This window comes from Streptomyces fradiae ATCC 10745 = DSM 40063, assembly GCF_008704425.1.
GTDB lineage: Bacteria > Actinomycetota > Actinomycetes > Streptomycetales > Streptomycetaceae > Streptomyces > Streptomyces fradiae.
The window spans coordinates 553386-579834 of the sequence record NZ_CP023696.1 but is presented as its reverse complement, the minus strand read 5'-3'; the positions used below and the strand labels follow the sequence as shown (position 1 = coordinate 579834).

The following is a 26449-nucleotide window of genomic DNA, read 5'->3' as shown; positions in this document are numbered from 1 at the left end:
TTCGTCTGCCCCAGGGCCGGTGCGGTCATTGTCGGGGCGGTCCGGCGCGGGGTCTGGAGCACAAGGCGCGGCCTAAGTGGTGGCCTAAGGGCCATACCCGAAACGGTCGGTTGCGGCGGCTGACGAGCGGCTCATAGTCTCGCGGCACTCATCCGCCGGAGCGTTTCCGCTCGATCACCTCGCGGGAGGGGACGCACCGCTTTTCGTGTCTGGGGGAACGGGTGGACTGCGCGACATGACGACCAAGGCGGCGGTCTTCCTCGACCGCGACGGCACCCTGACCGAGCCCCGCCACTATCCGCGCCGCCCCGAGGACCTGGTGCTCCGGCCGGGAGTCGCTCCCCCGCTGCGCGCGCTGCGGGACGCGGGGTACGCACTCGTCCTCGTCACCAACCAGTCCGGCCTGGCCCGTGGTCTGTTCGACCGGCGGGCGCTGGACGCCATGCACGTCCACCTGCGGGCGCTGCTCGCCGCGTCGGGCGTCGCGCTGGACGCGATCCACGTCTGCCCGCACCACGTCGACGGCACCGTGCCGGAGTTGTCGGTGGCCTGTGCGTGCCGTAAGCCGGCGCCCGGCATGCTGCTGCGCGCCGGGCGGGAACTGGGCCTGGATCTGGGCCGGTCGTGGATGGTCGGGGACTTTCCCACCGATGTCGAGGCGGGGCTGCGGGCGGGCTGCCGTACGGCGCTGGTCGGGCCCGCCGCGATGCGGAGGACCCCCGAGGGCCCCCGGCCGGACGTGTGCGCCGCCGACACCGCGGACGCGCTGCGTGAGATCGCGCTGCGGTCCGCCGGACCCCTTGCCGCAGACCAGGACCATCAGCTCACACGGATCACTAGGAGATCTCCCCCTTGCTAGCCTCGTACCGCCGTCTGTTCACCCCCAAGGGGACCGTGGCCTTCACGGTCACGGGCTTCCTGTCCCGGCTGCCGCTGTCCATGTACGGCGTCAGCACCGTCATCATGATCGCCACGCTGCGCGACTCGTATCTGCTGGCCGGCACGGTCGCGGCCGTGGACATGGCGGCCACCGTGGTGCTGGTGCCCCGTATCAGCCGGCTGATCGACCGGTACGGCCAGGCCAGGGTGGCGGTGCCCGCGGTCGTGATCTCCTCGATCGGCTCGGTCGCCCTGGTGCTGTGCGCCCACCACGACGCCCCGGACTGGACCCTGTTCGCGACGAGCATCCTGTCCACCGCTCCCAACACCGGCGGCATGGTGCGTGCCCGGTGGGCACACATCTACCGCGACGACAAGCAGTCCCTGCACACCGCCAACTCCTTCGAGCAGGTGCTGGACGAGGTGTGCTTCATCGTCGGCCCGATCCTGGCGGTGGCCCTGTGCACCGGCCTCTCGCCCACGGCCGGCGTGCTGGTCGCGGCGGCGCTGACCCTCGTCGGAACCGGCCTCTTCGCCGCCCAGCGCGGCACCGAGCCGCCGCTGGAGACGCCGGACGAGGGCACCGTCGTCTCGCCGTGGCGCAACAAGGGGCTTCAGGTCATCATCAGCACCTTCCTGTTCACCGGTACGATCTTCGGCTCCCTGGAGGTCGTGACCGTCGCCTACACCGAGCACCTCGGGCACGAGAGCGCGGCGGGCGTGGTGCTCGCGCTGCAGTCCGTCGGATCGGCCATCGCCGGCCTGCTGTTCGGTCTGGTGACGCTGCGCGGGGAGACCAGCAGGCACTTCCTGCTGGGGCTCGCGGGCATGGCGGTGTGCATGCTGCCGCTGGTCCTGGCCGAAGGCATGCTTTCGCTGGTCGGGCTGATGTTCGTGGCCGGCATGGCCTCCTCGCCCACGATGATCATCAGCATGAGCCTGCTCCAGGAGATCGTGCCCGCCGGCCAGATCAACGAGGGCATGGCCATGACCACCACCGCACTGCTCGGCGGCATCGCCCTGGGCTCGGCGAGCGGCGGCTGGACGATCGACCGGTTCGGCCCGGAAGCGGGTTACTGGCTGCCCGGTACGGCGGCCGGCCTCGCCCTGGTCGTGGCGCTCGCCGGATTCCCGCGCCTGCGCTCCGCGGTTTCCCGTCCGGAATCCGTCGCCCAGCCGTCGTAGTCACCGAAGTCCGAACCGTCGTGGCGGGAGTCACCCAGTGAAAGCACTCGTCCTCGCGGGAGGGTTGGGTACCCGGCTGCGGCCCCTCACCCACACCTTCGCCAAGCAGCTCGTGCCGGTCGCCAATCGCCCGGTGCTCTTCTACGGCCTGGAGGCCATCGCCTCGGCCGGGGTGCGGGAGGTCGGACTGGTCGTCGGCGCCGGGGCCCGGGAGATCCGGGCCGCGGTCGGCGACGGCTCCGCGTTCGGGCTGCGCGTCGCCTACCTGCCGCAGGAGACGCCGCTCGGTCTGGCGCACGCGGTGCTGATAGCGCGGGAGTGGCTGGGCGACGACGACTTCGTGATGTACCTCGGCGACAACTTCATCCAGGACGGCATCGACCAGATGGTCGACGACTTCCGGGCCGGTGAGGCGGACGCCCAGGTGCTGCTGGCGCGGGTGCCCGACCCGACCGCGTTCGGGGTCGCCGAGGTCGGCGCCGACGGCCGGGTCACCGCGCTGGAGGAGAAGCCCGAGCGGCCCCGGAGCGACCTCGCCCTGGTCGGCGCGTACGTCTTCACCCCGGCCGTGCACGATGCCGTACGCGCCATCCGGCCCTCGGCGCGCGGCGAGCTGGAGATCACGGACGCGCTGGGCCTGCTGGTCGGCACGGGCCGTGTCGTGCGCGCCACCCGGCTCACCGGCTACTGGAAGGACACCGGGAGCGCGGTCGGCATGCTGGAGGTCAACAGGACGGTCCTCGACACCAGCCGGGCGCGGACGGAGGGCGAGGTCGACGACTCCTCCGAGCTGGTCGGCCAGGTCGTCGTCGAGCGCGGGGCGCGGGTGCTGAACTCCCGGATCGTCGGGCCCGCCGTCATCGGCGCGCGGTCCGTCATCAGCGACTCGCACATCGGCCCGTACGCCTCGATCGCCGAGGGCTGCCAGGTGCGGCACAGCGAGATCGAGGACTCGATCGTGCTGACCGGGGCCCGGCTCGAGGGGGTGCGACGGGTCGAGTCGTCGTTGATCGGCCGGGAGGTCATGGTGACGTCCGCGCGGCGCCGACCGGTGGCGCACCAGCTCATCCTGGGGGACCACAGCCAGGTCCACGTGTGACCGGCTCCCACGCGTGCGGGACCGGGCGGAACGGCGCGGTGCCGGCCAGCGCCACGGCCGCGGTGCAGTCCTCGGGGCCCTGGACGTCGTCGACCCACCAGGAACCCGGCAGCCGTCCCGAGGGATCCGCCACGGTGTGCGGGCCGTGGCCGACCGGCAGGGTCAGGCTCTGGGCGAGCCGCCCCCCGGCCGCCTTCACACAGGCCTCCTTGCGGGTCCACAGCCTGAGGAACTCGCCCCACCGGTCCGCGGGTCCGGCTTCGGCCACCCGGGCGGCCTCCTCCGGGCGGAACCAGCGGGCGGCGAAGCGCACGGGGTCCAGACCGGACCGGGGACGCTCGACGTCGACGCCGATCTCACGGTGGCCGCAGACGCCGAGCAGTGCCCGGTCCCCGCTGTGGGCGAGGCTGAACCGGAGCCCGGAGCCCGCCACTTCGGGTTTGCCCCAGCGCCCGACGCGCAGCGGGACGCGCGCGGGGGGCAGGCCGAGGCGGCTTCCGAGGATCAGCCGCTTGGTGCCGTGCGCCACGGCGTAACGGTCCCGGCCCGGACCACGGGGCCGGGCCGCGTGGCGGACGCGCTCCCGTGGGTCCAGCAGGGCGAGGTACGCGCCGGGCGGCAGATCCAGCCGGAAGTGCCAGAGGTGCACCTCGTCGACGGCGGCTGTCACGGGCGCCGCGCGCCCCCGCCGCGCACCAGGGCGCCGAAGACCGCGAGGCGCTGCACGTTGGCCGTGCCCTCCATGAGCTCAAGGCCCTGTGCGTCCCTGGCCATCTTGTCCAGCCGCGGGTGTTCGAGACGGGCCGCCGGGCCCAGCCGGTGCAGCGCCGCACGGCAGAGGTCGTCGGCGAGGCGGGCCGCGGTGAGCTTCGCCGCCGAGGCGAGTTCGCCGTCCGCGGGGTCGTCGTCCACCGCGCGGGCGGCCCGGTACGTCAGTGCGCGGACGGCCCCGATGCGCCGGGCCAGCGCGTCCCAGTGCTCCCGGTCCGCGCCGGTGGCCGCCGGCCGCTCCCGCAGGGCGTAGGCGTGGGCCGCGGCGGCCGCGCCCACGCCCATGGCGGCGATCACCGTACGCCAGGTGTTGAAGGTGCGCAGCCAGCCCCACATGCCCTGCCGGACGGCGGGGAGGTGACGGCCGAGCAGACGGTCCTCGGGCACCTCGACCGCGTCCAGGGTGATCGCACCGAGTTGCAGGCAGCGCAGGCCGAGGGTGGGGACGTGCTCCGCCGAGAAGCCGGGCGAGGCGGTGTCCACCAGGACGGCCCGGATGCCCAGCGGACCGGGGGCGAAGCGGGCGAACACCACGGCGACACCGGCGCGGACGGCGTTGCCGACATAGCGCTTGGCGCCGGTGAGGACCAGGGAGCCGCCGTCCGGCGCGCGGGTGAGCGTGGTGGACATGCGGGCCGCGTCGGAGCCCCGCCCCGCCTCCGTCATCGCGAAGCAGGTCCAGGTCGGACGCTGAAGGAGACGGCCGTAGAACCAGTCCCGTTGGGCCCGGTCGCCGAGGGCGTCCACCAGGGTGCCGGACATGTCGGGGCCGGGTACGGAGAACAGCAGCCCGAGGTCGGCCCGTGCGCCCTCCTCGAAGAACACCGCCTTCTCCAGGGCCGTGCGCAGGTGGTAGCGCCGTCCGCCGACGGTGAGCGGCGGCGTCCCGTACTCCGGCGGGACGCCCAGGGTGGCGAGCCGGGAGAGCAGCGGCAGGTGGATCAGGCGGGCCACCGTGCCGGGGTCGCGGTCCAGCGCGGCGATGTGGGGCTCGATGTCCGCCGCCCATTCCCGGGCCTGCCCGCGCAGGGGCGTCAGGCGCTCGTCGTCCGTGTGCACGGTGTCCCTCCCGCGTAGACGTCGGCCAGCAGTTCCGAGGCGTGGGCCGAGCGGCCCGGTCCGTCCGCCGTGAATCCGGCGGCCCCGAACAGGCGGACCAGTTCACGGTCCACGGCGGTGATCCGGGTGTGCGCTTCCGCCAGGGCGGCACGGTGCGAAGCGGCGCCGTCGAGTGCGCTCTCGGCCTCCAGGTGGGCGACGACCGCGTCGGCCAGCGTGCCCTGGACCAGCTGCCGGTGCAGCAGCGGGGCGCCGTCGAAGGTGCGCCGGCCCAGATGCGCCACCGCCAGGTCGAGCAGGTGACGGGAGTGGCCGAGCCGGGTCCAGGCCAGGGCCGCGAGCCAGGCCCCGTACGCCGGTCCGGAGGCGGCGGGCCCCGGCCTCCGGCAGTGCAGGACCGTCAGTCCCAGGCCGTCGAGGACGGCGGGGGTGGCCTCCACGGCGTCCTGTGCCGGGAGGCCGACGTACCCCTCGCCGCTCCACAGCCGCCGGGTGACCCGCGTAGGCGCGACGACCCATCCCCGCGCCCCGCGGACGGCGATTCCCTCGCCGAGCCCGGTGTGCAGCAGCAGGAGGGCGGGGACCAGGCCCCGCGACCTCGCCGCCGCGTGCCCGGCCCGGTGCAGTGTCTCCTCCAGTGCCGGAGGCCCGGCCAGGGCTTGCGGCACCGTTACGCCCCGGCCTCGCGCCGGACGTACGCGACGAGGCTGCCGACCTTCTCGAAGTCCGCCGGCTGGAGGGTCTCGGGGTCGAACTCCACCCCCAGGTCCTCCTCCAGCCGCATCAGCAGTTCCAGGACACTGGTCGAGTCGAAGTACAGGTCGTCGAAGAGCCGTGTCTCCTCCGACAGCTCGGATGCGTCGCGCCCCACCATCGCGGCCAGTGAAGCGATCACCTCGGCGGCGATGTCGCGGTGCGCGGTTGCCCCGTCCGTCATGTGGTGCTCCGTTCTCGATGCGGTTCCCCGGTCCGGGTCCCTCCCGGCCGGGACAGATCGCCCAGACGGTCGGCGACCGCCCGGTGCAGTGCGGTGGCCTCCTGGCGTGAGGCGGCCACGGTGATGCCGTAGAGACGGCCGTCGAAGGGGCCCTCGGGCCGGTCGGGCCGCGTGGCGGCGGCGTTGACCGTGGCGAAGTCGTTCACCAGGAAGCCGGTGCCGGTGCCGGTGTCGAACAGCAGGCCGCGCAGCCGGTCCCGGAGTTCGGCGAAGGGGACGGGCCGGGCCGGCCGGAGCGGGAAGTGACCGGCGAGAGCGGTCCCGGCCGCGTCGGCGAGGAGGGTGGAGCGAAGCCGCTCCTGGTACGTGGACATGTTGTTACGGGCGTTGATCTCCACCACCGGGTACAGCCCGCCGTCGGGGTCCACCATCGCGTCCACGCCCACGACACCGAAGTAGCCGTCGGCGGCGAGGCGCCGGCCCAGTACGGCCGCGGCCTCCCGCACCTGCGACTGCTGGCGGTCGGTGAGGTGCGGTGGCATCCAGTGCCCCGCGTGGACGCCGCCCTCGGTCAGCGCCTCGCGGACGAAGTCGAAGCGCACGGTGCCGTCGCGGCCGACGGTGAACTGGTAGTTCAGGTCGGCCCGTTTGGCCACCCACTCCTCGACGAGCAGGGCCAGGTCCCGGCGCCCCTGCCGCTCCGCCCGGCGTGTGATCATGCGCTGGACGCGGTCGAGCGCGGCGGTCTCCGCGACCACCAGGACGCCCTTGCCGGACACCCCGAACGCGTCCTTGAGCACGACGGTGCCGCCCCGGCCCAGCCGTTCACGGGCCCACAGGCAGGCGTCCGCGAACTCGTCCAGGTCCTGGCAGGTCCTGCCCTCCGGCTGGCGCAGGCCGTACTCGGCGTTCAGGCCCCTGCTGTAGATCTTGCTGTTGACCGCCTTGCAGACGGCGGCGGGCGCGGTCGCCAGACGCAGCCCCGTGAGGCCGGCCAGGCGCTCCTCCACTCGCGAGACCCCGTGCGGCCACAGCCGCGCCCCGCCCTCGGCGAGACGGGCGAGCTCGGCCTTCAGCGCCGTGTCCTCGACCGCGTCCTCACCGACCGTGCGGCCGGGGTCCTGGTCCCGCACGGCGAGGATGCCCGGCAACCGGACGCCGAGCGAGCGCAGATACGCCAGCCAGTCGTCGTCGGGCGGTGCCTTGAGCACCACGTGGTCGCCCGGTCCGGCCAGCAGGAGCGCCAGCTCGTCGAGGCGGTTGACGACGGCTCGCCCACCGCTGAACGGCGGTCTGGGAAGGCCGAGTTCGCCCTCGGCCCAGTGGTCCTCGACCTCGAAGTTCCCCAGCAGGACGAGCGGCCCCCCGGGGTCCTCGCCCAGGGTCGGCCGGGCCGCTCCCACGCCCGCTTCGGACGGCTCGCGCACGGCGGGTCTCCTCTCCTTCGCCGTCCCCCGGACCTGATCACCGGGGGCGACGAAGCGACGATCCCCGAGACGGATGCGCCGGACAAGGCTCGCCGACCGCCCCACCGGGACGCTGGGGCAGGCATGCCCCAAAGAGGAGGTCTACTTCCCGGCCCGCTCACCGCAGAATCGAGTCAGCAGGGCGACCGGCCGGGGCAGCGGCAGTCGGCCGTCAAGGAGTACCGCCGGTCCCGGGGACCGCGTGCGGCGGTCCACACGGTGGACGGGACGGGAAGACGACCGCGCCACCGCTGTACAGAAAGGCTCCAAGCAGATCATGCGCATTCTGGTCACCGGGGGCGCCGGCTTCATCGGCTCGCACTTCGTCCGGTCCCTGCTGGCGCCCGGGGCGGAGCGGGAGACCGTCCCGACGGCGGTGACGGTGCTGGACGCCCTCACCTACGCCGGCAACCGAGCCAACCTGTCGCCGGTCACGTCCGATCCACGCCTGCGCTTCGTGCGGGGGGACATCCTCGACGCCGACCTGGTGGACACGCTCGTGGCGGGTCACGACGCCGTCGTGCACTTCGCCGCCGAGTCGCACGTGGACCGCTCCATCACCGCGGGCGGGGTCTTCGTCTCGACGAACGTCCTCGGCACCCAGGTCCTGCTGGAGGCGGCACTGCGGCGGCCGGCGCCGATCCCCTTCGTCCACATCTCCACGGACGAGGTGTACGGCTCGATCCCCGCCGGATCATGGACGGAGGAGCACCCGCTCGCGCCCAGCTCGCCCTACGCGGCGTCGAAGGCGGCGGCCGACCTGCTCGCGCTGTCGTACCACCGCACCCACGGCCTCGACGTACGGATCACGCGCTGCTCCAACAACTACGGGCCGTACCAGTTCCGGGAGAAGCTGATCCCGCGCTTCGTCACCCGGCTGCTGGACGGGCGGAGCGTGCCCCTCTACGGGGACGGCAGCCATGTGCGGGACTGGCTGCACGTCGAGGACCACTGCCGGGCCGTGCGCCTGGTCCTGGAGCGCGGCCGGGCGGGCGAGGTCTACAACGTCGGCGGCGGTGTCGCGCTCTCCAACCGGCAGCTCACCGAGCGGCTGCTGGAGGCCTGCGGCGCCGACTGGAGCAGCGTCGAGCACGTGGCGGACCGCAAGGGCCATGACGCCCGCTACTCGGTCGACTGGTCCAAGATCCGGCGGGAGCTCGGGTACGTCCCGCGCTGTGACTTCGCCGAGGGCCTGGCCCTGACGGTGGCCTGGTACCGGGAGAACCGCCTCTGGTGGGAACCGGCCCCGCGGCCGAGCGCCCGCACCGACGCCCCCTTCTCTGGAGTGAACAGGTGAACGACGCCACGCCCCTCGTCGACGACGCCTCCCCCCTCGTCGATCCCAGCTGCTACCACGCGGCCGTCGCCGCTCTGCTCAGATCCGCCGACCCGGCCGTCGATCCCGCCCTGGTGCTGGGCAGCGGCGCATCGACGTGCGCCACCTGGGACACCGACGGCCTGCTCGCCTTCGCCGAGCCGTTCGTACCGTTCTCGGCGATGGCCGAGCGGCGTGGCCACCGGCTCGTCGAGCATCCGGTGCGCGACCGGGAGGGCTGGCTCCAGGCGCTGCGCCACCTGGAACGCGGCCACACGGCCGTCGCCGCCGCCGACGGCTTCCACCTGTCCCACTTCTGGCCGAACCGCGGCCGCAGCCACGCCCTGCACGCGGTGGTCGTCAGCGACCCCGACCCGGTCACGGGCACCCTGCGCCTGCTCGACCCAGGACTGGAGCTCTTCCACGACGGCCGGGTCCCCCTCGCCGAGATGGAAGCGGCGATGTGCGCGGAGCAGGCCGGGCAGTCCTGGATGGAGCTGCTGCCCGGGACCGCCGCACCGCTCCCGCACGGTGAGCTGATCCGGTACGAACTCACGCTTGCCTCGCGTGAGTTGGCGGGCGGCGAGGGCGGGTTCCTCGGCGGCGCCGAGTTCCTGGAGGGCATCCGGTCCCAGCTGGCCGTGTACGTGGAGCTGGTGGCGGAGCGGCCGCGCGGCGCCACCGGGAACGAGCTGAACTGGGGCGCGGGCCAGAACCTGCTGCTCGGCCTGTGGTGGTACCACAACGTGCTGCGCTGGTTCGCCCGGTACCTGGGCGCGCTGGCGGACGACGGCACCGTGCCGCTCGGCCCGGAGCCCGCCGCCTCGGCCGACCGGGCGTGCCGGGACGTGCTCGTGGTGCGGAACCTGCTGATGCGCCTCGGCGTGATGCCCCTGGACTCGCCCCGGGCCCGGACCTTCCGCGGGCAGATCGACGCCCGGCTCGGCACCGCGCGCGACGCCCTCGCCGCGACGTCCGCCCGACTGGCCACGGCGGCGGGAGCACACGCGTGAACGGCGTCGTGCTCCCCGCGGGCGCGGCGCCCGTCGACATCTCGGCCCACCGCAACAACACCGGCACCTCGACCGAGGGCCACCCGGTCGGCGGTGAGGGCTTCGACGGCTACGGCCGCACCTACCCCGCCGGCATCCTCGACGGCATCGCCGGCACCCTGGACCTGCCACCGGGCTGGAGATCAGGCGTCCCCGACAACGTGACCTGCGAGGGCCAGCGCATCACCCTCCCCGGCACCGGAGCCGTCACCGCGCTGCACGTCGTGGGCGCGGCCACCTACGGCAACGTCCAGGACGTCCTGCGACTGCGCACCCCGGACGGAACGAGCACGGACCTGCTGGTGGGTCTCAGCGACGCACTGTCCCTGCGCCCCCTGCCCGGCGAGACCTGCTGCGCCGAGGGCGACCACCTCCTGGACGCCGAGGGGGAGGCCATCGCCGACGCCCGCCCCCACCTGTGGCAGACGACCGTGCACTGCCGCGCCGCCGCGTCCTGCTCCGTGCTGGAACTGCCGTACAACCCGGATCTGCATCTGTTCGGCGTGTGGGTCGTCCGGGAGGCCGCGGCATGAGATGCCTCTATCTGGTCCAGGAGCTGGCGCCCTACTTCGCCGAGGGCGGCCTCGGGCAGGCCGCGCGGGCGCTGCCGGAGCTCCTCCAGCGGGACCACGGGATCGAGCACGACCTGCTGGTGCCGTACTACCCGTGGCTGGTCGCGGAACGGGGGCTGCGCACCGAGGAGGTCGCGCGGCTGCCCGGGATCCGGATCGCCGGTGTCACCGCGGAGGCGACGGTGGAGCGGGTGCTGAACCACGACGGCTCCTGCGACGTCTTCCTGCTGCGCGCGGACGTCTGGTACGACCGCGAGGGCATCTACCGGGACGGTCGCTACGTCGAGTTCGCCGACGCCACCGCCCGCGCGGCCTTCTTCGGGTGGGCCGCCGCCCGCTGGGCCGAGGTCTCCGGACGGACTTACGACCTCGTGCACGGCAACGACTGGCAGTCGGGCGCCGCGCTGGCCCATCTGCGGCGGGCACGGGGATCCGCCGCGCGGCCGGCGCTGCTGATGAACGTGCACAACGGCGCCTACGCCGGTGAGGTGGGCGTGGCCGAGGTCGCCGGGCTCGGTCTGCCGGACGCGTTCCGGGAGCCGTTCCTGACCGCCGCGCGCGGCCGGCCGAGCCTGCTGCTCGCGGGACTGCTGGCCGCGGACGCGGCCACGACGGGGAGCCCCGGATACGCGCGGGAACTCAGGGCGGAACTCGCCGGCTCGCCCCTCGGCGACGTGCTCGAACCGCTCGCCCTGACCGGCATCGTCGCGGGCGTCGACGAGCGGGTCTGGAACCCCGCGGCGCCGGGAAGACTCGCGACGCCCTTCGACCGGGACGCGGTGACCCCGGGCAAGCGCGCCAACAAGCGGGCGCTGCAACACCTCGCGGCGCTGCGGGAGGACCCGGACGTCCCGCTCTTCGGGGTGTGCGCGCGGCTCGTGCCCGAGAAGGGCGTCGACCTGATGCTGACGGCCCTCGGGCCCCGGCTGCTGGACGGCACCGCCCAGCTGGTGGTCGTCGGCTCCGGGGACACCGCGTACACGAGGGTGCTCGCGGAGCTGCGCCGCTCCGCCCCGGGAGCCGTCCACCACCTGCCGCGCTTCGACCACGACGTCGCGTCGCTGGTCTACGCGGGTTCCGACTTCACCCTCATGCCCTCCCGGGTCGAGCCCTGCGGGCTGAACCAGCTCATCGCCATGGCGTACGCGACAGTGCCGCTGGTCAGCGCCGTGGGCGGGCTGCGCGACACGGTGAGCGAACTGCGCGGCGCGCCGCAGGAGGGCACGGGCTTCCGGTTCGCCGCGCTCACCGCGCAGGCCGTCGAGGACACCGTCGCCGACGCGGTGCGGTGGCTCGGCTCGAGCCCCGGCGAGGTCGAGCGGACCCGGCGGCGGCTGATGGACCAGGACTGGACGTGGCACCGCACCGCCCGGGAGACCGCGCGACTGTACGAACAGGTGGTGGCGCATGACTGACGGACCGGTTCCGCACCGGACCCCGACCTTCTCCGAGTGGACAGGCGACAGGATGCTGGACGACACCCGACGGCGCACGGCACACATGCACAGCTATCTGACGGACGTACAGCGGGCGGTGGGCGAGGTCTCGCTCACCGAGCTCAGCGATGTGGCCGCCATCCTGGAGCGGGCCTACACCGCCGGACGTACCGTCTTCACCTGCGGCAACGGGGGAAGTGCCGCCACCGCCTCGCATCTGGCGGTCGACCTGTCGAAGAACACCCGGCTGCCCGGCACCCCGCCGCTGCGGGTGATGTCCCTGGTGGACCACGTGCCCGCGATCACCGCCTGGGCCAACGACGTCGGCTACGAGTCCGTCTTCAGCGGCCAGCTCACCGGTCTGGCCGGGGAGGGCGACGTGGTGATCGGCATCAGCACCAGCGGGAACTCCCCCAACGTGCTGGAGGCGCTGCGGCACGCCCGCGAACTGGGCGCGCTGACGGTGGGGCTGCTCGGCCCGACGGCGGTACGGGCGGCCGCGCTGTGCGACCGCTGGGTGACGGCTCCCGCCGAGTCCATCGAGGAGCAGGAGGACATCCACATGATGATTGCCCACCTGCTGACCCGCCACATGCGCGAGTTCGTCCGCGCCGGCGGGACCGTGCCGGCCTCCGCGCAGGGCAGCGGCCGTTGACCCGCACCCACCGCACCAGCGCCACACTGCCCGACGGGCGCAGCATCCACTACTACGACGAGCGGCCGGGCCGCGCCCGCCCGTCCGCGCCCGCCGCCCCGCCCGCCGCTCCCGTGCCCTCCACGCTGCGCTGGGACCCGACGACCGAGGACTGGGTCCTCATGGCCCCGCACCGGGCCGCCCGGACCGCGCTCGGTCCGCACTGCCCGCTGTGCGCCTCGTCCCCGCCCGAGGTCACGGAGATTCCGGGCGGCGCCTATGACGTGGCCGTCTTCGACAACCGCTTCCCCGCGCTCGGCGGGCCGGGCGGGCCTCCCGCCGGCGGCGACCGCGCCCTGCTGGCCAGCGCGCCCGCGTCGGGCCGCTGTGAGGTCGTCTCCTTCAGCAGCGACCACGACACGCCGCTGGCCCGGCTGCCGCTGACCCGGGTGCGCACGGTCGTGGACGCGTGGGCGGACCGCACCCGGGAGCTGAACCGGATGGCGGCGGTGGAACAGGTCGTCTGCTTCGAGAACCGGGGCGCGGAGGTGGGCGCGAGCCTGTCCCACCCGCACGGGCAGATCTACGCCTACCCGTGGATGCCCGAGCGGTTCCGGCGGATGCACGAGTCCGCACGGGCCGCCGAACTGCGGGGCGAGAGCTGTGTGTTCTGCCGGGTCCGGCAGGCCGAGGAGGAGGCGGGCAGCCGGGTCGTGGCGCGCACCGCGCACTGGTCGGCGTTCGTCCCCTTCGCCGCCCGCTGGCCGTACGAGGTCCATCTGTACGCCCGCCGCCATGTCCCGGACCTGGACGCGCTGACCGACGGGGAACGCGACGACCTCGCCCGGATCTACCGCTCGCTGCTGCGCCGCTTCGAGTCGGTGGCCGAGGCCCCGCTGCCCTACATGGCGGTGTGGACGCAGGCGGCCGCCCGCCGGGAACGGCACCTGGCGCACGTCCGCGCCCAGGTCTTCTCCAGCCACCGCAGCCCGACCGTGGTCAAGCGCCCGGCCGCCGGTGAGCTGGGCGCGGGCGCCTTCGTCAGCGAGGCCAGCCCCGAGCGCACCGCCGAGGCGCTGAGGGCCGCCGATCCGGCCTGGGAACACGAGGGGGTGAGCGCGTGAGCGGGGCGGCGGACCTGTGGGTGAGCAGCGCTCCGCTGCGGATCTCCCTCGCGGGCGGCGGCACCGACCTGCCCGCCTACGCGCATCGGTTCGGCGGCACCGTGCTCGGCGCCAGCGTCGACCTGCGGGTCACCGTGTTCGGCAGAAGGGCCCGTGCCGCGACGGCGATCCGCGCCTGCCTGGACTCGTGCGGCAGCGCCGACTCCGTCGACGGCCTCGCCAACCCCTACGCCCGCGAGGCCCTCCGGCGCCACTGGGACGGCTCCCCGGTGGACCTGTTCTCCACGGGCGACGTGCCCGGCGGCAGCGGCATGGGCAGCTCGGCGGCGTTCTGCGTGGCCCTGGTCGCGGGGCTGTCCGGGAAGGAGCGGTCCCCGCACGACCTCGCCATGGCGGCCAGCGGCATCGAGATGGACGGCCTCGGCCGCCCGGTGGGCCGGCAGGACCACTTCCTGTCCGCCCTCGGCGGCTTCCGTCAGCTGCACTTCGCCACCGACGGCCAGGTCACCGTGGAGGACGTCCCCGTCGCCGATGACGTCGTACGGCGCCTCGACGAGGAACTGGTGCTGCACTTCACCGGGACCAGCCGGGACGCGGGCGCCGTCCTCGGCGACCAGGCCCGCGCGGCCGGTTCCGGGGAGCGCGGCACCGAGGCCCGGCTGCACGAGATCAAGGAGCTGACCGGCCCGCTGCGGGAGGCGCTGACCCGGGGCGACACCACGGAGGTGGGCCGGATCCTCGGCCGCCACTGGGAGCTGAAACGGGGCCTCGGCGCCCGGGTCTCCCTGCCCGGCGTCGACCGGGCCTACCGGGACGCGCTGGCGGCCGGGGCGACCGGCGGCAAGCTCCTCGGCGCGGGCGGCGGCGGTTTCCTCCTGCTGCATGTCCCGGCCGCGGCCCGGGAGGGCGTGCGCGCGGCGATGGCGGCGCACGGCATGCCGGAGCAGCCGTTCCGATTCGACCCCGCCGGGGCCCGGCTCAGCCGGCTGTGAACCCGTATCCGCCCCACGTCAGGAAAGGACCGGTCACATGACCGACGGACGACCCCGTGTCCAGGGCATCGCCTACACCGAGCTGGCGGAGGAATTCGGTACCCCGCTCTACGTGTACGACGACGACGTCCTCGCCGCACAGTACGGAACGCTCAGAGCGGCGCTCCATCCGGAACTGGAGTTCTTCTACTCGCTGAAGGCCAACCCGAACATCTCCGTCCTCGCCGCTCTCGCCTCGCGCGGGGCCCGTGCCGAGGTGTGCTCGGCCGCCGAACTGCTGACAGCCGTCCGGGCGGGCGTCGATCCCGGCGACATCGTCTTCGTGGGCCCCGGAAAGAGCCGCACGGAACTCACCGCCGCCCTGGAGCACGGCATTCACGCCGTGGTGTGCGAGTCCTTCGACGAACTCGCGCTGCTGGACGGCCTGGCGCGCGCCCGGGGCATCCCTGCGCCGGTGATCCTGCGGGTCAATCCGGCCTTCTCGGTCAAGGGCTCCCGGCTGACCATGGGCGGCCGGCCGCGCCAGTTCGGCATGGACGAGGAGCAGCTGCTGGCCCGCCCCCGTCTCGCCAAGGAGTTCCCGGCCACCCGGATCATCGGCGTGCAGGCGTACATGGGCACCCGGATCCTCGACGCGGCGGTGATCACGGAGAACACCCGGCGGATCTTCGAACTGGCCGAACGCGTCGGCGCGGAGCTGGACATCCCGCTTCGGACCGTGGACGTGGGCGGCGGGCTCGGCATCCCCTACTTCGACGGCGAGGAGGAGCTGGACACGGCCGAACTGGCGGCCGGTCTCAACCCGGTCGTCGAGGAGTTCCACGCCCGCCACCCGCAGACCCGGCTCATCATGGAGCTGGGCCGCTACCTCACCGCGCCGGCCGGGGTGTACCTCGTGCGGGTGCGGTACCTGAAGACGTCGCGGGGCGAGAACTTCGCGGTGGTCGACGGCGGCACCCACCATCACATGGCCGCCGTCGGTATCGGCTCCTTCGTGAAGCGGAACTTCCCGATGCGCCTGCTCGGCCGCGAGAGCTCCGGTGAGCCGGTGCCGTGGCAGATCACCGGTCCGCTGTGCACCCCGAACGACACCCTCGGCAAGAACGTCCCGCTGCCGCCGCTGCGCACCGGCGACCTCATCGGCGTCCTGCGCTCCGGCGCGTACGGGCCGACCGCCTCGCCCGTGCAGTTCCTCGGCCACGGCTACCCGGCCGAGGTCCTGGTGCGCGACGGCCGGCCGCACCTGGTCCGCGAACGCGACCGCCCCGAGGACCTGCTGGCCCGGCAGCACCTGATAGGGCCGTGACGGCATCCCGCGTTACGCCGGGGTGCGGGCCAGTTCGGCCAGGGCCCGCCGGTCGATCTTCCGGTTGTGGGTGAGCGGGAACTCCGCCAGCACGACCACGCGACGGGGCAGGCTGTGGCTCGGCAGGATCCCGGCCAGCTCCTTGAGGATCAGGCCGGGATCGGCGTCCGTTCCGGCGCAGAAGCCCACGAGGTGGTCGCCGGCCAGCACGGTCACGGCCTCGCGCACCCCGGCGCAGCGACGCAGCCCCCAGTCGACCTCCGCGAGTTCGATCCGCCGTCCACGGACCTTGACCTGGTGGTCGCGCCGCCCGAGGAAGGCCAGCTCCCCGCCGGGCAGCCGGCGGACCAGGTCACCGGTCCGGTACCAGCGCCGCCCGCCGAGGGTGAGGAAGCGGCCCGCGTCATCGGCCGGATCCAGGTACCCGCCGAACGTCTGGGGACCGGTGACGCACAGCTCCCCGTCACCGTGCGGGTTCTCCTCCTCCGGCGCGTCGGGGTCGACGACGAGGGCCGCCAGGCCCGGGTGGAGGGCGCCGATCGGCAGCACGCCGTTCACCACGAGCCGCGCGGACACCTCCGGAACGTAGCGGTGCGCGGTGCAGGTGATCGTCGCTTCGGTGGGACCGTAGAGGTTCTCCACCGTGGAACCGTGCGCGGCCCGGAGCCAGTCGGCGGCGTCCCGCTCCAGCAGGGGCTCGCCGCAGAACAGGCTCCAGCGCAGGCCGGGGAGGGAGCCGGGGGCCATGGCGGAGTGTCTGCGCAGCAGGGCGACCAGACTGGGCGCCGACAGCCAGACGGTGATGCCGTGGGCGGCGATGAACCGTGCCACCCGCAGGAAGTGGGCGGGCTTCACGGTGACGACCGAACCACCCGCGCCCCAGGCCGCGTAGAGGTCGAAGACCGACAGATCGAAGGTCAGGTCGGAGATCTGGGAGAACACGTCGTCCGGGGTGAACGCGTAGCGGGCGTGGATCACCTCCAGGTAGTGCGCGATGTTCCGCTGGGCGATCGGCACGCCCTTGGGCCGGCCCGTCGTCCCGGAGGTGAAGACGATGTAGGCGAGCTCCGCGGGGGGTGCGGGGGACCGCAGCCCCTCCTCGGGGCTGCCCAGCCAGTCCTCGGCGCGCACGACCGGAACCGCCCCCCAGGAGCCGGCCGCCGCCCGCCCGGCGGCGTCCGCGACGACCGCCTGGACCCCGGCCGACTCCGCCATGAAGCGGGTGCGCTCCGCCGGGTACTCCGGGTTCATCGGGACGACGGTGGCACCCGCGTACAGAACGCCCAGCAGGGCCGCGTAGGCATGCGCGCCACGGTCCATCAGCACACCGATCCGCTCGGCCCGAGGCGCCGCCCGGCGGATCAGGCCGGCGAGCGCGAGGGCCAGGCGGTCCATTTCGCGGTAGGTCAGCCGCGTGGTCGCGTCACGGGCCGCGACGCCCTCGGGATTCACCGCGAGACCGCGGCGGAACCAGTCGGCGAGCGACTGCTGACGATCCGCCATATCCGTGCCGGATAGGGGCGATTGCTCCATCTGCCGTCCTTCCTGATGAGACCGCGAAAGGCGTTGCTGAAGATTGCAGAAACGTTTTGCGTAGTCGGATTAGCCGATGTTCAACTTGGCGAACGTTTGAGCCGCGGGGGAATACTGGTGCAAGACCTAAGCGCAGGACTGATAACGGCTGAGGAAGCAAAGGACACGCTGAATGTAGCCATCGTCATCGAAAGCGAAGTGGTGCGGACCGGGATGGAGACCGTGCTGCGCAAGCTGCCGGATGTGCGGACCGTACGAGCGCTCCCGCTGGACGCCGCGTCGATGGCGGTGGCCGCCGAGGACTACGACGTGCTGATCGTCGCCGCGGAACAGTGGGGACTGCTCGGCGAGTTCGACGAGAGGCAGCGCGACGGACTGCCGCCCGTCCTGGTGCTGGGGGACGACCTGTACGACCGCAACGGCGCCGACTTCGCCTCCCTGCCCGCCGACGGATTCCTTCCGCTCGACTCCCTCTCCGCCCGCGCGCTGGAGAACGCCCTGCAGCGGCTGGCCATGGGCGAGGTGCCCATGCCGGCCTCGCTCGCCAAGCGTCTGCTGATGAGCAACCGCAGCCGGCGCAGGGACGCGGAGCCGGTCACGATCCCGCTGACTCCACGGGAGACCGAGACCCTGCTGCTCCTGGCCGACGGGCTGAGCAACAAGCAGGTGGCCCGCTGCCTCGGCATATCCGCGCACGGTGCGAAGCGCCTGGTCGGCTCCATCCTGCTGAAGCTGGGGGCGCCGAACCGGACAGCCGCGGTCATCACCGCGCTCAGGATCGGGCTGCTCTGACAGCGGGAAGCACGCACCGCGTTTCCACCTCCCGGCACTCGGCGCTCTCCGACGCCCGCCAAACTACGCGGGCTCGCCGGGTGCCGGGAGTGTCAACGGCGCGCACCAGGCGCCGGACGCGTTGACATACCCGAACGGTCCGCTTGTGAGGGCCCGGCACCCGCGGCTACTCCTGAAGGGTCGTTCCCCTCTCACCGGAAGGCCGCGTTCCCATGCTGCGCACCATGATGAAGTCCAAGATCCACCGAGCCACCGTCACCCAGTCCGACCTGCACTACGTCGGCTCGCTGACCATCGACGCGGACCTGCTGGAAGCGGCCGACATCCTGCCCGGTGAGAAGGTCGACATCGTCGACGTCAACAACGGCGCCCGGCTGTCGACCTACACCATCGAGGGAGCCCGCGGCAGCGGGGTCATCGGCGTCAACGGCGCGGCGGCGCGGCTGGTCTCCCCCGGAGACCTGGTGATCATCGTCGCCTACGCCACCGTCCCGGACGCCGAGGCCCGAGACCTGCGCCCGCGTGTGCTCTTCGTCGACGAGCACAACCGCGTCGCGGATCAGGGCACCGACCCGGCCCACGCCCCGGCGCAGCCCCTCCTGCGCGGCGACGCCCTGCACACCGGTGCCTGACCCGCTTCCCGCGGGGGCACGGCCGCGAAGCCGGACGCCGGCCGCCCGGCCCCCGGGCCGCCTCCGGCCGGTACGCCGTATGCCGGGAGCCGCCGGTTCCGCGCGGAGCGCGGAGGCCGCGGTGGCGGTGCTCCCGTCCCACCGCCGCGCACTCCTTCGCCGAGGCCGGCGGAGACCGGCCAGGACGAGCCGTACCGCGAGGTCCGCCTCGGCTTACCGGCGCGGGTCCGGGACCCGGAGCGTCAGGTCCGGCCGTCGTTCCCCGGGCAGCGCTAGCGGCCCATCCTGTGCACCGGCGGCTGCGGGGCGGGCCGGGTGCGGGACAGCTTCGCGGCCGTGCCGCGGGCCTTCTCGAAGGCCGTGACCGGATCCCCGCCCCTACGCCAGGGTTCGGCGCCGCACCACGGTCCGATCAGGCGGAACTGCTCCAGGGCCGGCGCGTACATCATCGACCGGAGCATGTGGTGGGCCAGCAGGTGGCGCAGGGCCGGCAGGCGCTCGTCGTCGGGCGCGACCCGGTCGAACGAGGCGGCGACCTGCTTCAGCACGCTCCTCGCCATCGGTGTGACGGCCGGCGCGCCGACGGCGGACCGCTCGGCCAGCTCGTTCAGCGCGTGGAGGTAGATCCCGGCCAGCGGACTGCCGGGCGGGGCCTTGCGGACCGCCTGGCGGGCGAACCGCATCATCCGCCGGTCGCTGCCGAACCACTTCGCGCACCAGTACTGGAGGGCCTGCCAGTGGCCCTCGTAGTGGTGGGGGGCCCGGGCGACGAGCCCTTCCCACAGCGGCTCGAACTGCGCGTGGCGGTACTGGGCTCCGCGCGCCGCCGTGACCATCACGACCCACGGGCCCGGGTTCGCGGGGTCGAGCAGCGCCGCCCGCCGCGCCTCCTCGATCGCGGCCGGCAGCATGGCACGGAAGCGGTTCATGTCAGAGGCGTCGACCTCGTGGGCATAGCCGCTTCCCCGGATCTCCCAGGCGCGGTGGACCATGAGGCTCGCGTGCAGGGTGGCCGCGTCGCAGTTCCCGGGCTCGGCGGCGCGCCAGGCGTCGAGCCAGGCGTCGTCCTCCCGGGCGACCTGCTGCAGCAGCTCCAGCCGGTCCCAGCGCTCGTCCCAGTCCTCGCCCGCCGCCCGGACGTACCGCTCGGCGGACCGCCAGTCCCCTTCCCACGCGGCGTTGGCGACGGTCTGCCGCTCCTCCGTGCGGTGCGCCGGAGGGGGCGGGCCGGGACGCCGCGAGTCGAGCTGCTCACGGGGCGGCAGACCGTAGTCGGAGGCCACGAAGTGCTCTCCGCCGCGGCGAGGGGCGACGAACAGCCGGTGCAGGACGACGAGGAGCACGCCGAGCACGACGGCGAGGATGAGGGTCACACCGGGGGATCATTCACGAGCCCGTCACGCTTCGCAACAGTCAAGGCCAACGATAAGGCGAGGTCACAGGGGGGCACCGGTCCGCGCCCACTTCGGGCGCGTGTACCGGTGACCGTCAGCGATCGGACCGGCCCCGGGCAGGGGACCGGGCGCCGTGCCTCAGCCCTCTGCGTGGTCCGGGGGCGCGGAGGGCGGCGGAACGGCTCTCGCGGACGGATGTGCGAATGTCAGTCGCGCGTGATAGTCACTACCTCCACGAGGGGGGTGATCACTTGCCTCCCTGTGAGAGACACAAGGGGTGGGGACGATGGCGTTGCTCCGTGATCGGGGGCTCACGCTGGGACGGTGGACCGGCCGTCCCGGGGCGCGGCTGGAGAGGGACTCCGGCGATCCGGACGTGGCGCGGATGCGCGCGGCCGCCGCCGCGGCGGACTGGCCCGCCGTGCGGGACCTGCTGGAGGCGCGACCGGAGAGCGAGGACCGTACGGGGCTCCTGTGGGCCGTCGGCGAGACGGCCGGGGTGGAGCGCTGGATCACCGACGTGCTGACGGCGGAGCCGGAGTCGGCGCTCGCGCGGACCGTCGCGGGCATACGGTACGTCAGCTGGGGCTGGGAGGCCCGGACCGCGGCCCGCGCCAAGGACGTCTCACGCTCCCAGTTCGAGCTGTTCCACTCCCGGCTGCGCCAGGCCGAGGAATGGCTGTACGAGGCCGCCGAGCTCGAGCCGGACTGGACGTCGCCCTGGTACGTCCTCCAGGTCACCGGCCGCGGCCTGGAGGTGGGGCAGGTCACGGCGCGCCGCCGGTTCGAGGCGACCGTGCGCCGGCACCCGTACCACCTGGGCGCGCACACGCAGCGGTTGCAGCAGATCTGCGAGAAGTGGGGCGGGTCGCACGAGGAGATGCACGCGTTCGCCCGCGAGTCCGTGTTCACGGCCCCCGGCGGCACGCCACTGGGCCGGCTGGTGCCGGACGCGCACATCGAGGAGTGGCTGTCGCTCGACTCGGGGCCCGACGCCGCGTACATGCGGCGGCCCGAGGTGGCGCAGTCGCTGCGGCAGGCGGCGGACCACTCGTACCGGCATCCGGACTTCGTGCACGAGGGCCCGTGGCTCGGGCTGCTGAACAGCTTCGCGATGGCGTTCTCACTGGCCGGCGACCGGACCGGCGCGCGGGAGTGCTTCCAGGCCACGCAGGGGCGTGTCACCGAGTCCCCGTGGGACTACCTGAACGCCTCCGACCCGGTCGCGGCCTACCGCAAGCACCGTTCGGCCGCCGGGCGCTGACCCGCGGGGCGTGTACGCCGAGACGGGCGCCGCGCCCGACCCCGCCCTTTCGCCCGCCCCCCTTTCCGCCCGTCCTCCCGTCCGTGCCGTCCGCCGGCGCGGACGCGCCAGTGAAGGATTCCCGTCCGGTGTCCCCTTCCGAGACCGCCCACACCTTCCAGGTCGACCTGCGCGGCCTGGTCGACCTGCTCTCCCACCACCTCTACTCCAGTCCCCGCGTCTATCTGCGCGAGCTGCTGCAGAACGCCGTGGACGCCATCACCGCCCGTCAGGCCATCGCCCCGGACGCTCCCGGCACGATCACCGTGCGCACCGGGGACACGCTCACCGTCACGGACACCGGCATCGGACTGACCGAGGCCGACGTCCACCGCTTCCTCGCCACCATCGGCCGCAGCTCCAAGCGGACCGCCGAGGGCGCCCTGGACGGCGCCGGACTCGAGTCGGCCCGCGGCGAGTTCATCGGCCAGTTCGGCATCGGTCTGCTGGCCTGCTTCGTCGTCGCCGACGAGATCACCGTGCTCAGCCGGTCCGCGGCCGACCCCGCGGCGCCCGCCGTCGAGTGGCGCGGCCACTCCGACGGCCGGTACACGATCCGTACGCTGCCGTCCTCGGCGGTACCGGAGCCGGGCACCACCGTGCGGCTCGTGCCCCGGGCCGACAACGCCGAGTGGACCCGCCCGCGGCAGGTCGTCGACCTGGCCCGGCACTACGGCAGCCTGCTGCGGCACGAGGTCACCGTCGTGGACCCGCACGGCGGGAGGGAGCGGATCAACGACACTCCGCCGTGGGAGCGGACCCACCGCTCCCCGCTCGCCCGCCGCGAGGCGCTGACCGCGTACTGCCGCGACCGGTTCGACTTCACCCCGCTCGACACCATCGAGCTGGACCTCGCGGCGGCCGGGCTGCGCGGTGTCGCGTACGTGCTGCCGACGGCCGTGAGCCCGGCGCAGCGCGCCGGTCACCGGGTGCACCTGAAGGGCATGCTCCTCACCGACCAGGCGCCCGAGCTGCTGCCGGACTGGGCGTTCTTCGTGCGGTGCGTGGTCGACACCACGAGCCTGCGGCCGACGGCCTCGCGCGAGTCACTGTACGAGGACGGCACGCTGTCCGCCGTGAGGGACGCCCTCGGCGACCGGATCCGGGACTGGCTCACCGGGCTCGCGGCCAGCGACCCGGCGCTGCTGCACCGGTTCATCGACATCCACCACCTCGCGGTGAAGGCGCTGGCGCGCTACGACGACGAGCTGCTGCGGGTGGTGCTGCCGTGGCTGCCGTTCGAGACCACCGACGGCAACGTCACGCTGGAGGAGTTCGCGCGCACCCATCCCACGCTGCTGGTCACCCGCAGCGTGGAGGAGTTCCGGCAGGTCGCCCCGATCGCCGCGGCGGCCGGCCTGGGCGTGGTCAACGGCGGCTACACCTACGACCGCGATCTCGTGCACCGGCTGCCGGAGGTCCGTCCCGGCACCTCCGTGAGCGACCTCGACCCGGCCACGGTCACCGCCCACCTGGACGCGGTGGACCCGACGGCCGAACTGCGGGCGGCGGCCTTCCTGGCCGTCGCGCGGGAGACGATCGGCGCGCACGACTGCGACGTCGTGCTGCGCGACTTCCAGCCCGTGACCGCCCCGGCACTGCTGCTCGACAACCGGGAGGCGCGCCACGAGCGGACCCGGTCGAGCCTCGCCGCCGAAAGCGACGGCCTGTGGGCCGACATCCTGGGCTCCCTGCGGCACGACGCGCCGCGCGCCCAGCTGGTCCTGAACCACCTCAACCCCCTGGTGCGGCAGGCGATCACGATCTCCGAGCGCGGTCTCGCCGTCACCACCGCCGAGGCGCTGTACGGGCAGGCCCTGCTGCTCAGCCGCCGCCCGCTGAAGGCGAGCGAGAGCGCCCTGCTGAACCGGGCCTTCATCGGCCTGCTCACCCACGCCATGCACGATCCCGGCACGGACCGGGACGGCTCCGGGACCCGGAAGGACATCTGATGCTGGACACCCCCGAGGCCGTGATGGAGGCGCTGCGTGGGAACCACGACCGCCCGCACGGTCTGCAGCGCACCGTCACCGCCGAGGAACTCGTCGAGGCGGCCGGTCAGTTCGAGAAGCCGGACGTCCTGGTCACCGCTCTGCTGGAGCTGATGTCGGCGTACGAGACGACCGGGGAGTGCCGCAAGTCGCCGGTCGTCTTCGGCCGGCTGCTGAAGCTGTGGGACGAGTCCCCCGAGGCGTTCAGCGAGTGGGAGGCCCATCAGGTCTACTGGCGGTTCAAGTGGGTGGCGACCTCGCTCCTCGACGTGCCCGAGGTGCCGCTGACCTCGGTCCGCGGCTGGATCGACGAGATGCGCCGCCGGTACGAGAAGGCCGGGCACGGCATGCAGCCGGTGGCGGCCATGCGCTACCACGTCGCGGCCCACACGGGCACGCGGGTCGCCGACGCGTACGACCTGTGGGTCACCCGCCCGCGCACCGAGCTGAGCGACTGCGAGGCGTGCGAGACCCGGCACCTGGCCGAGTACCGGCTGGACGGGGGAGACGACGCCGGGGCGCTCGACACGCTGCGGCCGGTGCTCGACGGGGCCGTCGGCTGCGACGAGGAGCCGCAGATGAGCCAGGCGCTGGCGCTCGGGGCGCTGCTGCGCTCCGGCCGGCTCGACGAGGCCCGCTCGCACCACCTGACCGGTTACCGCCGGATCCGCGGCAACACCGGCATGCAGGCGTGGGTCGGCCGGCACCTGGAGTTCTGCGTGCTGTCCCGCAACGAGGGCCGCGGCCTGGAGATCCTCGCCGAGAACCGGCCGCTGTTCGAGGCGACCGGCGCTCCACTGGCCCACCTCGACTTCCTGACCGGTGTCGAGCTGCTGCTCGCCCGGATCGCCGAGGACGGGCACGCCGACACGGTCGTCGCCGGCCCGCCGGGACGGAGCTGGACGGCGGACGCCCTGCTCGCGCACGTCCGCGCCGAGGCGGACCGGCTGACGGCGGCGTTCGACGCCCGCAACGGCACGACGGCGGTCGGGGACCGTCGCCGGCGCCGCCTGGCGCAGCGTCCCCTGCTCGACGCGCCGCTGCCGCTGGGACTGCGGACCTCCGTGGCCCGGACGGCGGACGGGGCCGCCCCGGTGCCGGCGCCCCCCGCCGGCGCTTCCGCCGCCGTCGCGATCCCCGGGGACTTCGTCGAGCTGGTGCGCGAGGCGCGGCGGATGGCGAGCGCGGGGCACCCCGGGGACACCCGGCTGTGGACCCGGATCGCCGAGCGGCTGGCCGACGGCAGCGCGGTGCACGACGGCGTGCTCGGCCCGGAGGACCTGCTGCGGGCGGAGCTCGCCGAGCAGCGCGCGGGTGAACTGGCGATGGCGGACCGTGACGACGAGGCCTGCGCGGAGCTGCGGCGCGCCGCGGAGCTGTACGAGCGGGTCGGCATGCCCTGGCAGGCGCTGTCGGCGCGGGCCCGCGCCCTCGGCTGGACGAACCCGCCGTCCGACGGGGAGGGCGAGCCCGCCGAGGGCGTCCCGCGGCTGGACTCCGACGGGATCCGGGACGCCCTCGACGGACTCCTCGGCGAGGCCGAACGGCTGTGCGCCGACGTCCCGTTCACGGCGGAGGCCCTCGGGGCGGCGGAGGCCGCGGCCTGCGACGACCTGGAGCGGGAGCGCAAGCTGGCGTACCTGACGGTGTACTACGCGCGCGCGTACGCGGCCTACCGGGAGCTGGGACGCGGTGGCCGGGAGCCCTCCCCGGGAGCCGTCGAGCGGTTCGAGGCGTGCGTCCAGGCCCTGCACGGCGAGGCGGAGCGGCTGGCCGTACCCCATCAGGTCGCCAACGCACGGCAGTTCGCCGCGGACGCGGCGGGCCGCCTCGGCGACCTCGCGCGCGCCGAGGAGGGGCTGCGCGCCGCGCTGAAGGACCTGGAGGCCGCCGGTCGGCCGTGGCGCGCTTCGCGCCCGCGCGTCCTGCTCGCCCAGATCCTGATGGCGCGGGAGCGACCGCAGGAGGCGGTGGAGCTGCTGCACCGGGCGATCGCGGACGCCGTGCGGTACGACGACGCGGACTTCCCGATGGCGCCGACGTACGCGATGCTCGGCCACGCGGCCTCGCACACGGGCGACCACGCGGGCGCGGTGCGCCATCTGGCGGAGGCGGCCGCGCGGTTCGACCAGTCCGGGGAGCCCGTGGAGGCGGCGGACGCGCGGCTGCAGCTGGTCGACGTCCTGATGCGGACGGGCCGTCAGGCCGACGCGGTCGCGGTCCTGGAGTCGCTGGTCGCCGACGAGACGGCGGCCGCGCTCGACGCGCGGATGGTCGCCCAGGCGCGGCTGTCGCTGGCCCGCGGGCTGCGGGAACTGGAGGAGTACCTGCCCTCGGCCGAGGAGTTCCTGCGGCTGGCGGATGCCGTCTCCGACTGGGAGGACGACGCCCCCGTCCAGACCATGGTGACCGCCGAGACGGCCGTGGCGCTGGCGCTGGCCGACCGCTGGGACGCCGCGGGCACGGCGTACGAGCGGGCGCTGGCGGCGCACGCGAAGGCGCCGGACCCGTCCGTGCTCACGCACATGATGTGCGAGTTCGCGCGCCTGGTCATGAAGGCGCGGGGCGCCGAGGGCCTGGAGACGGCGCTGAGGCACCTCGCCGAGGCGGATGCGCTGACGGCGTCCGTGCCGCAGGACACGGAGGGCTTCGTGCCCTGGTTCGAGCGGGGCGCCGTGCACTACCGCCGGGGCCGCGTCCTGGCGGACGCCGAGCGGTTCGAGGAGGCCCTGGCCGAGATGGAGGCCGCCGTCGCCGCCCACGAACAGGGCGGCGAGGAGGGCGAGTCGGCGCGTGCCGAGGCGGTCCGGGTCGCCGCGCTGATCGAGGGCAACGCGCTGGGCCGGTTCAGGGAGTCCATCGCCCGGCTGACGACGGCGTCGGCACGCTGCCGGCGGTCCGGCCTCCCGGAGGCGGCGCAGATCCTCGACGCCCTGCGGCAGGACCACATGTCGCGGCTGACGGAAGGCCGTTGAGT

At 73.9% G+C, this 26449-nt stretch carries 23 protein-coding genes; 16 read left to right on the top strand and 7 right to left on the bottom strand.

What is annotated here, in order from left to right; translation table 11 throughout:
• Positions 1–235: 235 nt before the first annotated feature.
• Genes CP974_RS02490 through CP974_RS02480 form a run of 3 tightly spaced genes read left to right on the top strand, consistent with a single transcriptional unit; the run spans position 236 to position 3163 of the window.
• Complete coding sequence (locus CP974_RS02490; protein ID WP_051838839.1) at positions 236–859, top strand: D-glycero-alpha-D-manno-heptose-1,7-bisphosphate 7-phosphatase; 624 nt, start codon at positions 236–238, stop codon at positions 857–859.
• Positions 853–2064, top strand: a complete 1212-nt coding sequence (locus CP974_RS02485; protein ID WP_031128082.1) for an MFS transporter — start codon at positions 853–855, stop codon at positions 2062–2064. The genes CP974_RS02490 and CP974_RS02485 overlap by 7 nt, the downstream gene beginning before the upstream one ends.
• 37 nt (positions 2065–2101) lie before the next feature.
• Positions 2102–3163: a glucose-1-phosphate thymidylyltransferase gene (locus CP974_RS02480; RefSeq protein WP_031128081.1), complete on the top strand. Its 1062-nt coding sequence runs from the start codon at positions 2102–2104 to the stop codon at positions 3161–3163.
• On the opposite strand, the gene CP974_RS02475 is transcribed toward CP974_RS02480, so the two are convergent.
• From CP974_RS02475 to CP974_RS02455, 5 genes are read right to left on the bottom strand one after another with little or no spacing between them, the layout of a single operon-like run.
• Positions 3129–3833, bottom strand: a complete 705-nt coding sequence (locus CP974_RS02475; protein ID WP_051838838.1) for a 4'-phosphopantetheinyl transferase family protein — start codon at positions 3831–3833, stop codon at positions 3129–3131. The genes CP974_RS02480 and CP974_RS02475 overlap by 35 nt on opposite strands.
• A complete protein-coding gene (locus CP974_RS02470) occupies positions 3830–4993 on the bottom strand; it encodes an acyl-CoA dehydrogenase family protein (RefSeq protein ID WP_031128079.1) in 1164 nt (387 codons plus the stop codon). Before CP974_RS02470 ends, CP974_RS02475 begins: the two co-directional genes overlap by 4 nt.
• Positions 4969–5661, bottom strand: coding sequence for an acyl-CoA dehydrogenase family protein (locus CP974_RS02465; protein WP_051838837.1), 693 nt, complete (start codon positions 5659–5661; stop codon positions 4969–4971). The genes CP974_RS02470 and CP974_RS02465 overlap by 25 nt, the downstream gene beginning before the upstream one ends.
• Positions 5662–5663: 2 nt before the next feature.
• Positions 5664–5930, bottom strand: coding sequence for an acyl carrier protein (locus CP974_RS02460; RefSeq protein ID WP_031128077.1), 267 nt, complete (start codon positions 5928–5930; stop codon positions 5664–5666).
• Positions 5927–7357 (bottom strand): preATP grasp domain-containing protein, encoded by a 1431-nt coding sequence (locus CP974_RS02455; RefSeq protein ID WP_051838836.1) that lies wholly within the window; start codon positions 7355–7357, stop codon positions 5927–5929. Before CP974_RS02455 ends, CP974_RS02460 begins: the two co-directional genes overlap by 4 nt.
• Positions 7358–7673: 316 nt before the next feature.
• On the opposite strand from CP974_RS02455, the gene rfbB reads away from it, so the two are divergent.
• The 8 genes from rfbB to lysA are packed head-to-tail and all read left to right on the top strand — an operon-like array spanning position 7674 to position 15827.
• Positions 7674–8693: a dTDP-glucose 4,6-dehydratase gene (gene rfbB / locus CP974_RS02450; protein ID WP_031128075.1), complete on the top strand. Its 1020-nt coding sequence runs from the start codon at positions 7674–7676 to the stop codon at positions 8691–8693.
• Positions 8690–9724, top strand: coding sequence for a cysteine peptidase family C39 domain-containing protein (locus CP974_RS02445; protein WP_031128074.1), 1035 nt, complete (start codon positions 8690–8692; stop codon positions 9722–9724). Before rfbB ends, CP974_RS02445 begins: the two co-directional genes overlap by 4 nt.
• Positions 9721–10296 carry a hypothetical protein gene (locus CP974_RS02440; protein ID WP_031128073.1) on the top strand — a complete coding sequence of 192 codons (576 nt, stop codon included), beginning with the start codon at positions 9721–9723 and terminating at the stop codon, positions 10294–10296. The genes CP974_RS02445 and CP974_RS02440 overlap by 4 nt, the downstream gene beginning before the upstream one ends.
• Positions 10293–11750: a glycogen synthase gene (locus tag CP974_RS02435; protein WP_051838835.1), complete on the top strand. Its 1458-nt coding sequence runs from the start codon at positions 10293–10295 to the stop codon at positions 11748–11750. The genes CP974_RS02440 and CP974_RS02435 overlap by 4 nt, the downstream gene beginning before the upstream one ends.
• On the top strand, positions 11743–12426 hold the full coding sequence (locus CP974_RS02430) for a D-sedoheptulose-7-phosphate isomerase (RefSeq protein ID WP_196786086.1): 684 nt from the start codon (positions 11743–11745) through the stop codon (positions 12424–12426). Before CP974_RS02435 ends, CP974_RS02430 begins: the two co-directional genes overlap by 8 nt.
• Entirely contained in the window at positions 12423–13529 is a 1107-nt protein-coding gene (gene galT / locus CP974_RS02425) for a galactose-1-phosphate uridylyltransferase (protein WP_031128070.1), read from the top strand. The genes CP974_RS02430 and galT overlap by 4 nt, the downstream gene beginning before the upstream one ends.
• Complete coding sequence (locus CP974_RS02420) at positions 13526–14521, top strand: GHMP family kinase ATP-binding protein (RefSeq protein WP_196786085.1); 996 nt, start codon at positions 13526–13528, stop codon at positions 14519–14521. The genes galT and CP974_RS02420 overlap by 4 nt, the downstream gene beginning before the upstream one ends.
• A gap of 37 nt (positions 14522–14558) precedes the next feature.
• On the top strand, positions 14559–15827 hold the full coding sequence (gene lysA / locus CP974_RS02415; protein ID WP_031128068.1) for a diaminopimelate decarboxylase: 1269 nt from the start codon (positions 14559–14561) through the stop codon (positions 15825–15827).
• Positions 15828–15839: 12 nt separating this feature from the next.
• On the opposite strand, the gene CP974_RS02410 is transcribed toward lysA, so the two are convergent.
• Positions 15840–17330, bottom strand: coding sequence for an amino acid adenylation domain-containing protein (locus tag CP974_RS02410; RefSeq protein ID WP_031128067.1), 1491 nt, complete (start codon positions 17328–17330; stop codon positions 15840–15842).
• A 243-nt stretch (positions 17331–17573) separates the two neighbouring features.
• Here CP974_RS02410 and CP974_RS02405 point away from each other — a divergent pair, with 243 nt between their 5' ends.
• The gene (locus CP974_RS02405) at positions 17574–18152 is read left to right on the top strand and encodes a helix-turn-helix transcriptional regulator (RefSeq protein WP_140160864.1); all 579 of its coding nucleotides are present in this window, start codon (positions 17574–17576) and stop codon (positions 18150–18152) included.
• A 212-nt stretch (positions 18153–18364) separates the two neighbouring features.
• Entirely contained in the window at positions 18365–18784 is a 420-nt protein-coding gene (gene panD / locus CP974_RS02400) for an aspartate 1-decarboxylase (protein WP_031128065.1), read from the top strand.
• A gap of 272 nt (positions 18785–19056) precedes the next feature.
• Here the strand turns inward: panD and CP974_RS02395 are convergent, their stop codons facing one another.
• Positions 19057–20157, bottom strand: coding sequence for a hypothetical protein (locus tag CP974_RS02395; protein WP_031128064.1), 1101 nt, complete (start codon positions 20155–20157; stop codon positions 19057–19059).
• Between the two features lie 307 nt (positions 20158–20464).
• Between CP974_RS02395 and CP974_RS02390 the strand changes: the two genes are divergently transcribed.
• From CP974_RS02390 to CP974_RS02380, 3 genes are all read left to right on the top strand, one after another.
• Entirely contained in the window at positions 20465–21442 is a 978-nt protein-coding gene (locus CP974_RS02390; protein ID WP_223844334.1) for a hypothetical protein, read from the top strand.
• 128 nt (positions 21443–21570) lie between these two features.
• Positions 21571–23433, top strand: coding sequence for an HSP90 family protein (locus tag CP974_RS02385; RefSeq protein ID WP_031128062.1), 1863 nt, complete (start codon positions 21571–21573; stop codon positions 23431–23433).
• Positions 23433–26447 carry a hypothetical protein gene (locus CP974_RS02380; protein ID WP_031128061.1) on the top strand — a complete coding sequence of 1005 codons (3015 nt, stop codon included), beginning with the start codon at positions 23433–23435 and terminating at the stop codon, positions 26445–26447. Before CP974_RS02385 ends, CP974_RS02380 begins: the two co-directional genes overlap by 1 nt.
• Positions 26448–26449: the final 2 nt, after the last annotated feature.

Coding starts and splice junctions, on each gene's coding strand:
- CP974_RS02490 (WP_051838839.1), top strand. CDS start 236: ATGACGACCAAGGCGGCGGTCTTCCTCGACCGCGACGGCACCCTGACC.
- CP974_RS02460 (WP_031128077.1), bottom strand. CDS start 5,930: ATGACGGACGGGGCAACCGCGCACCGCGACATCGCCGCCGAGGTGATC.
- rfbB (WP_031128075.1), top strand. CDS start 7,674: ATGCGCATTCTGGTCACCGGGGGCGCCGGCTTCATCGGCTCGCACTTC.
- CP974_RS02435 (WP_051838835.1), top strand. CDS start 10,293: ATGAGATGCCTCTATCTGGTCCAGGAGCTGGCGCCCTACTTCGCCGAG.
- CP974_RS02430 (WP_196786086.1), top strand. CDS start 11,743: ATGACTGACGGACCGGTTCCGCACCGGACCCCGACCTTCTCCGAGTGG.
- lysA (WP_031128068.1), top strand. CDS start 14,559: ATGACCGACGGACGACCCCGTGTCCAGGGCATCGCCTACACCGAGCTG.
- CP974_RS02410 (WP_031128067.1), bottom strand. CDS start 17,330: ATGGCGGATCGTCAGCAGTCGCTCGCCGACTGGTTCCGCCGCGGTCTC.
- CP974_RS02405 (WP_140160864.1), top strand. CDS start 17,574: ATGGAGACCGTGCTGCGCAAGCTGCCGGATGTGCGGACCGTACGAGCG.
- panD (WP_031128065.1), top strand. CDS start 18,365: ATGCTGCGCACCATGATGAAGTCCAAGATCCACCGAGCCACCGTCACC.
- CP974_RS02390 (WP_223844334.1), top strand. CDS start 20,465: ATGGCGTTGCTCCGTGATCGGGGGCTCACGCTGGGACGGTGGACCGGC.
- CP974_RS02380 (WP_031128061.1), top strand. CDS start 23,433: ATGCTGGACACCCCCGAGGCCGTGATGGAGGCGCTGCGTGGGAACCAC.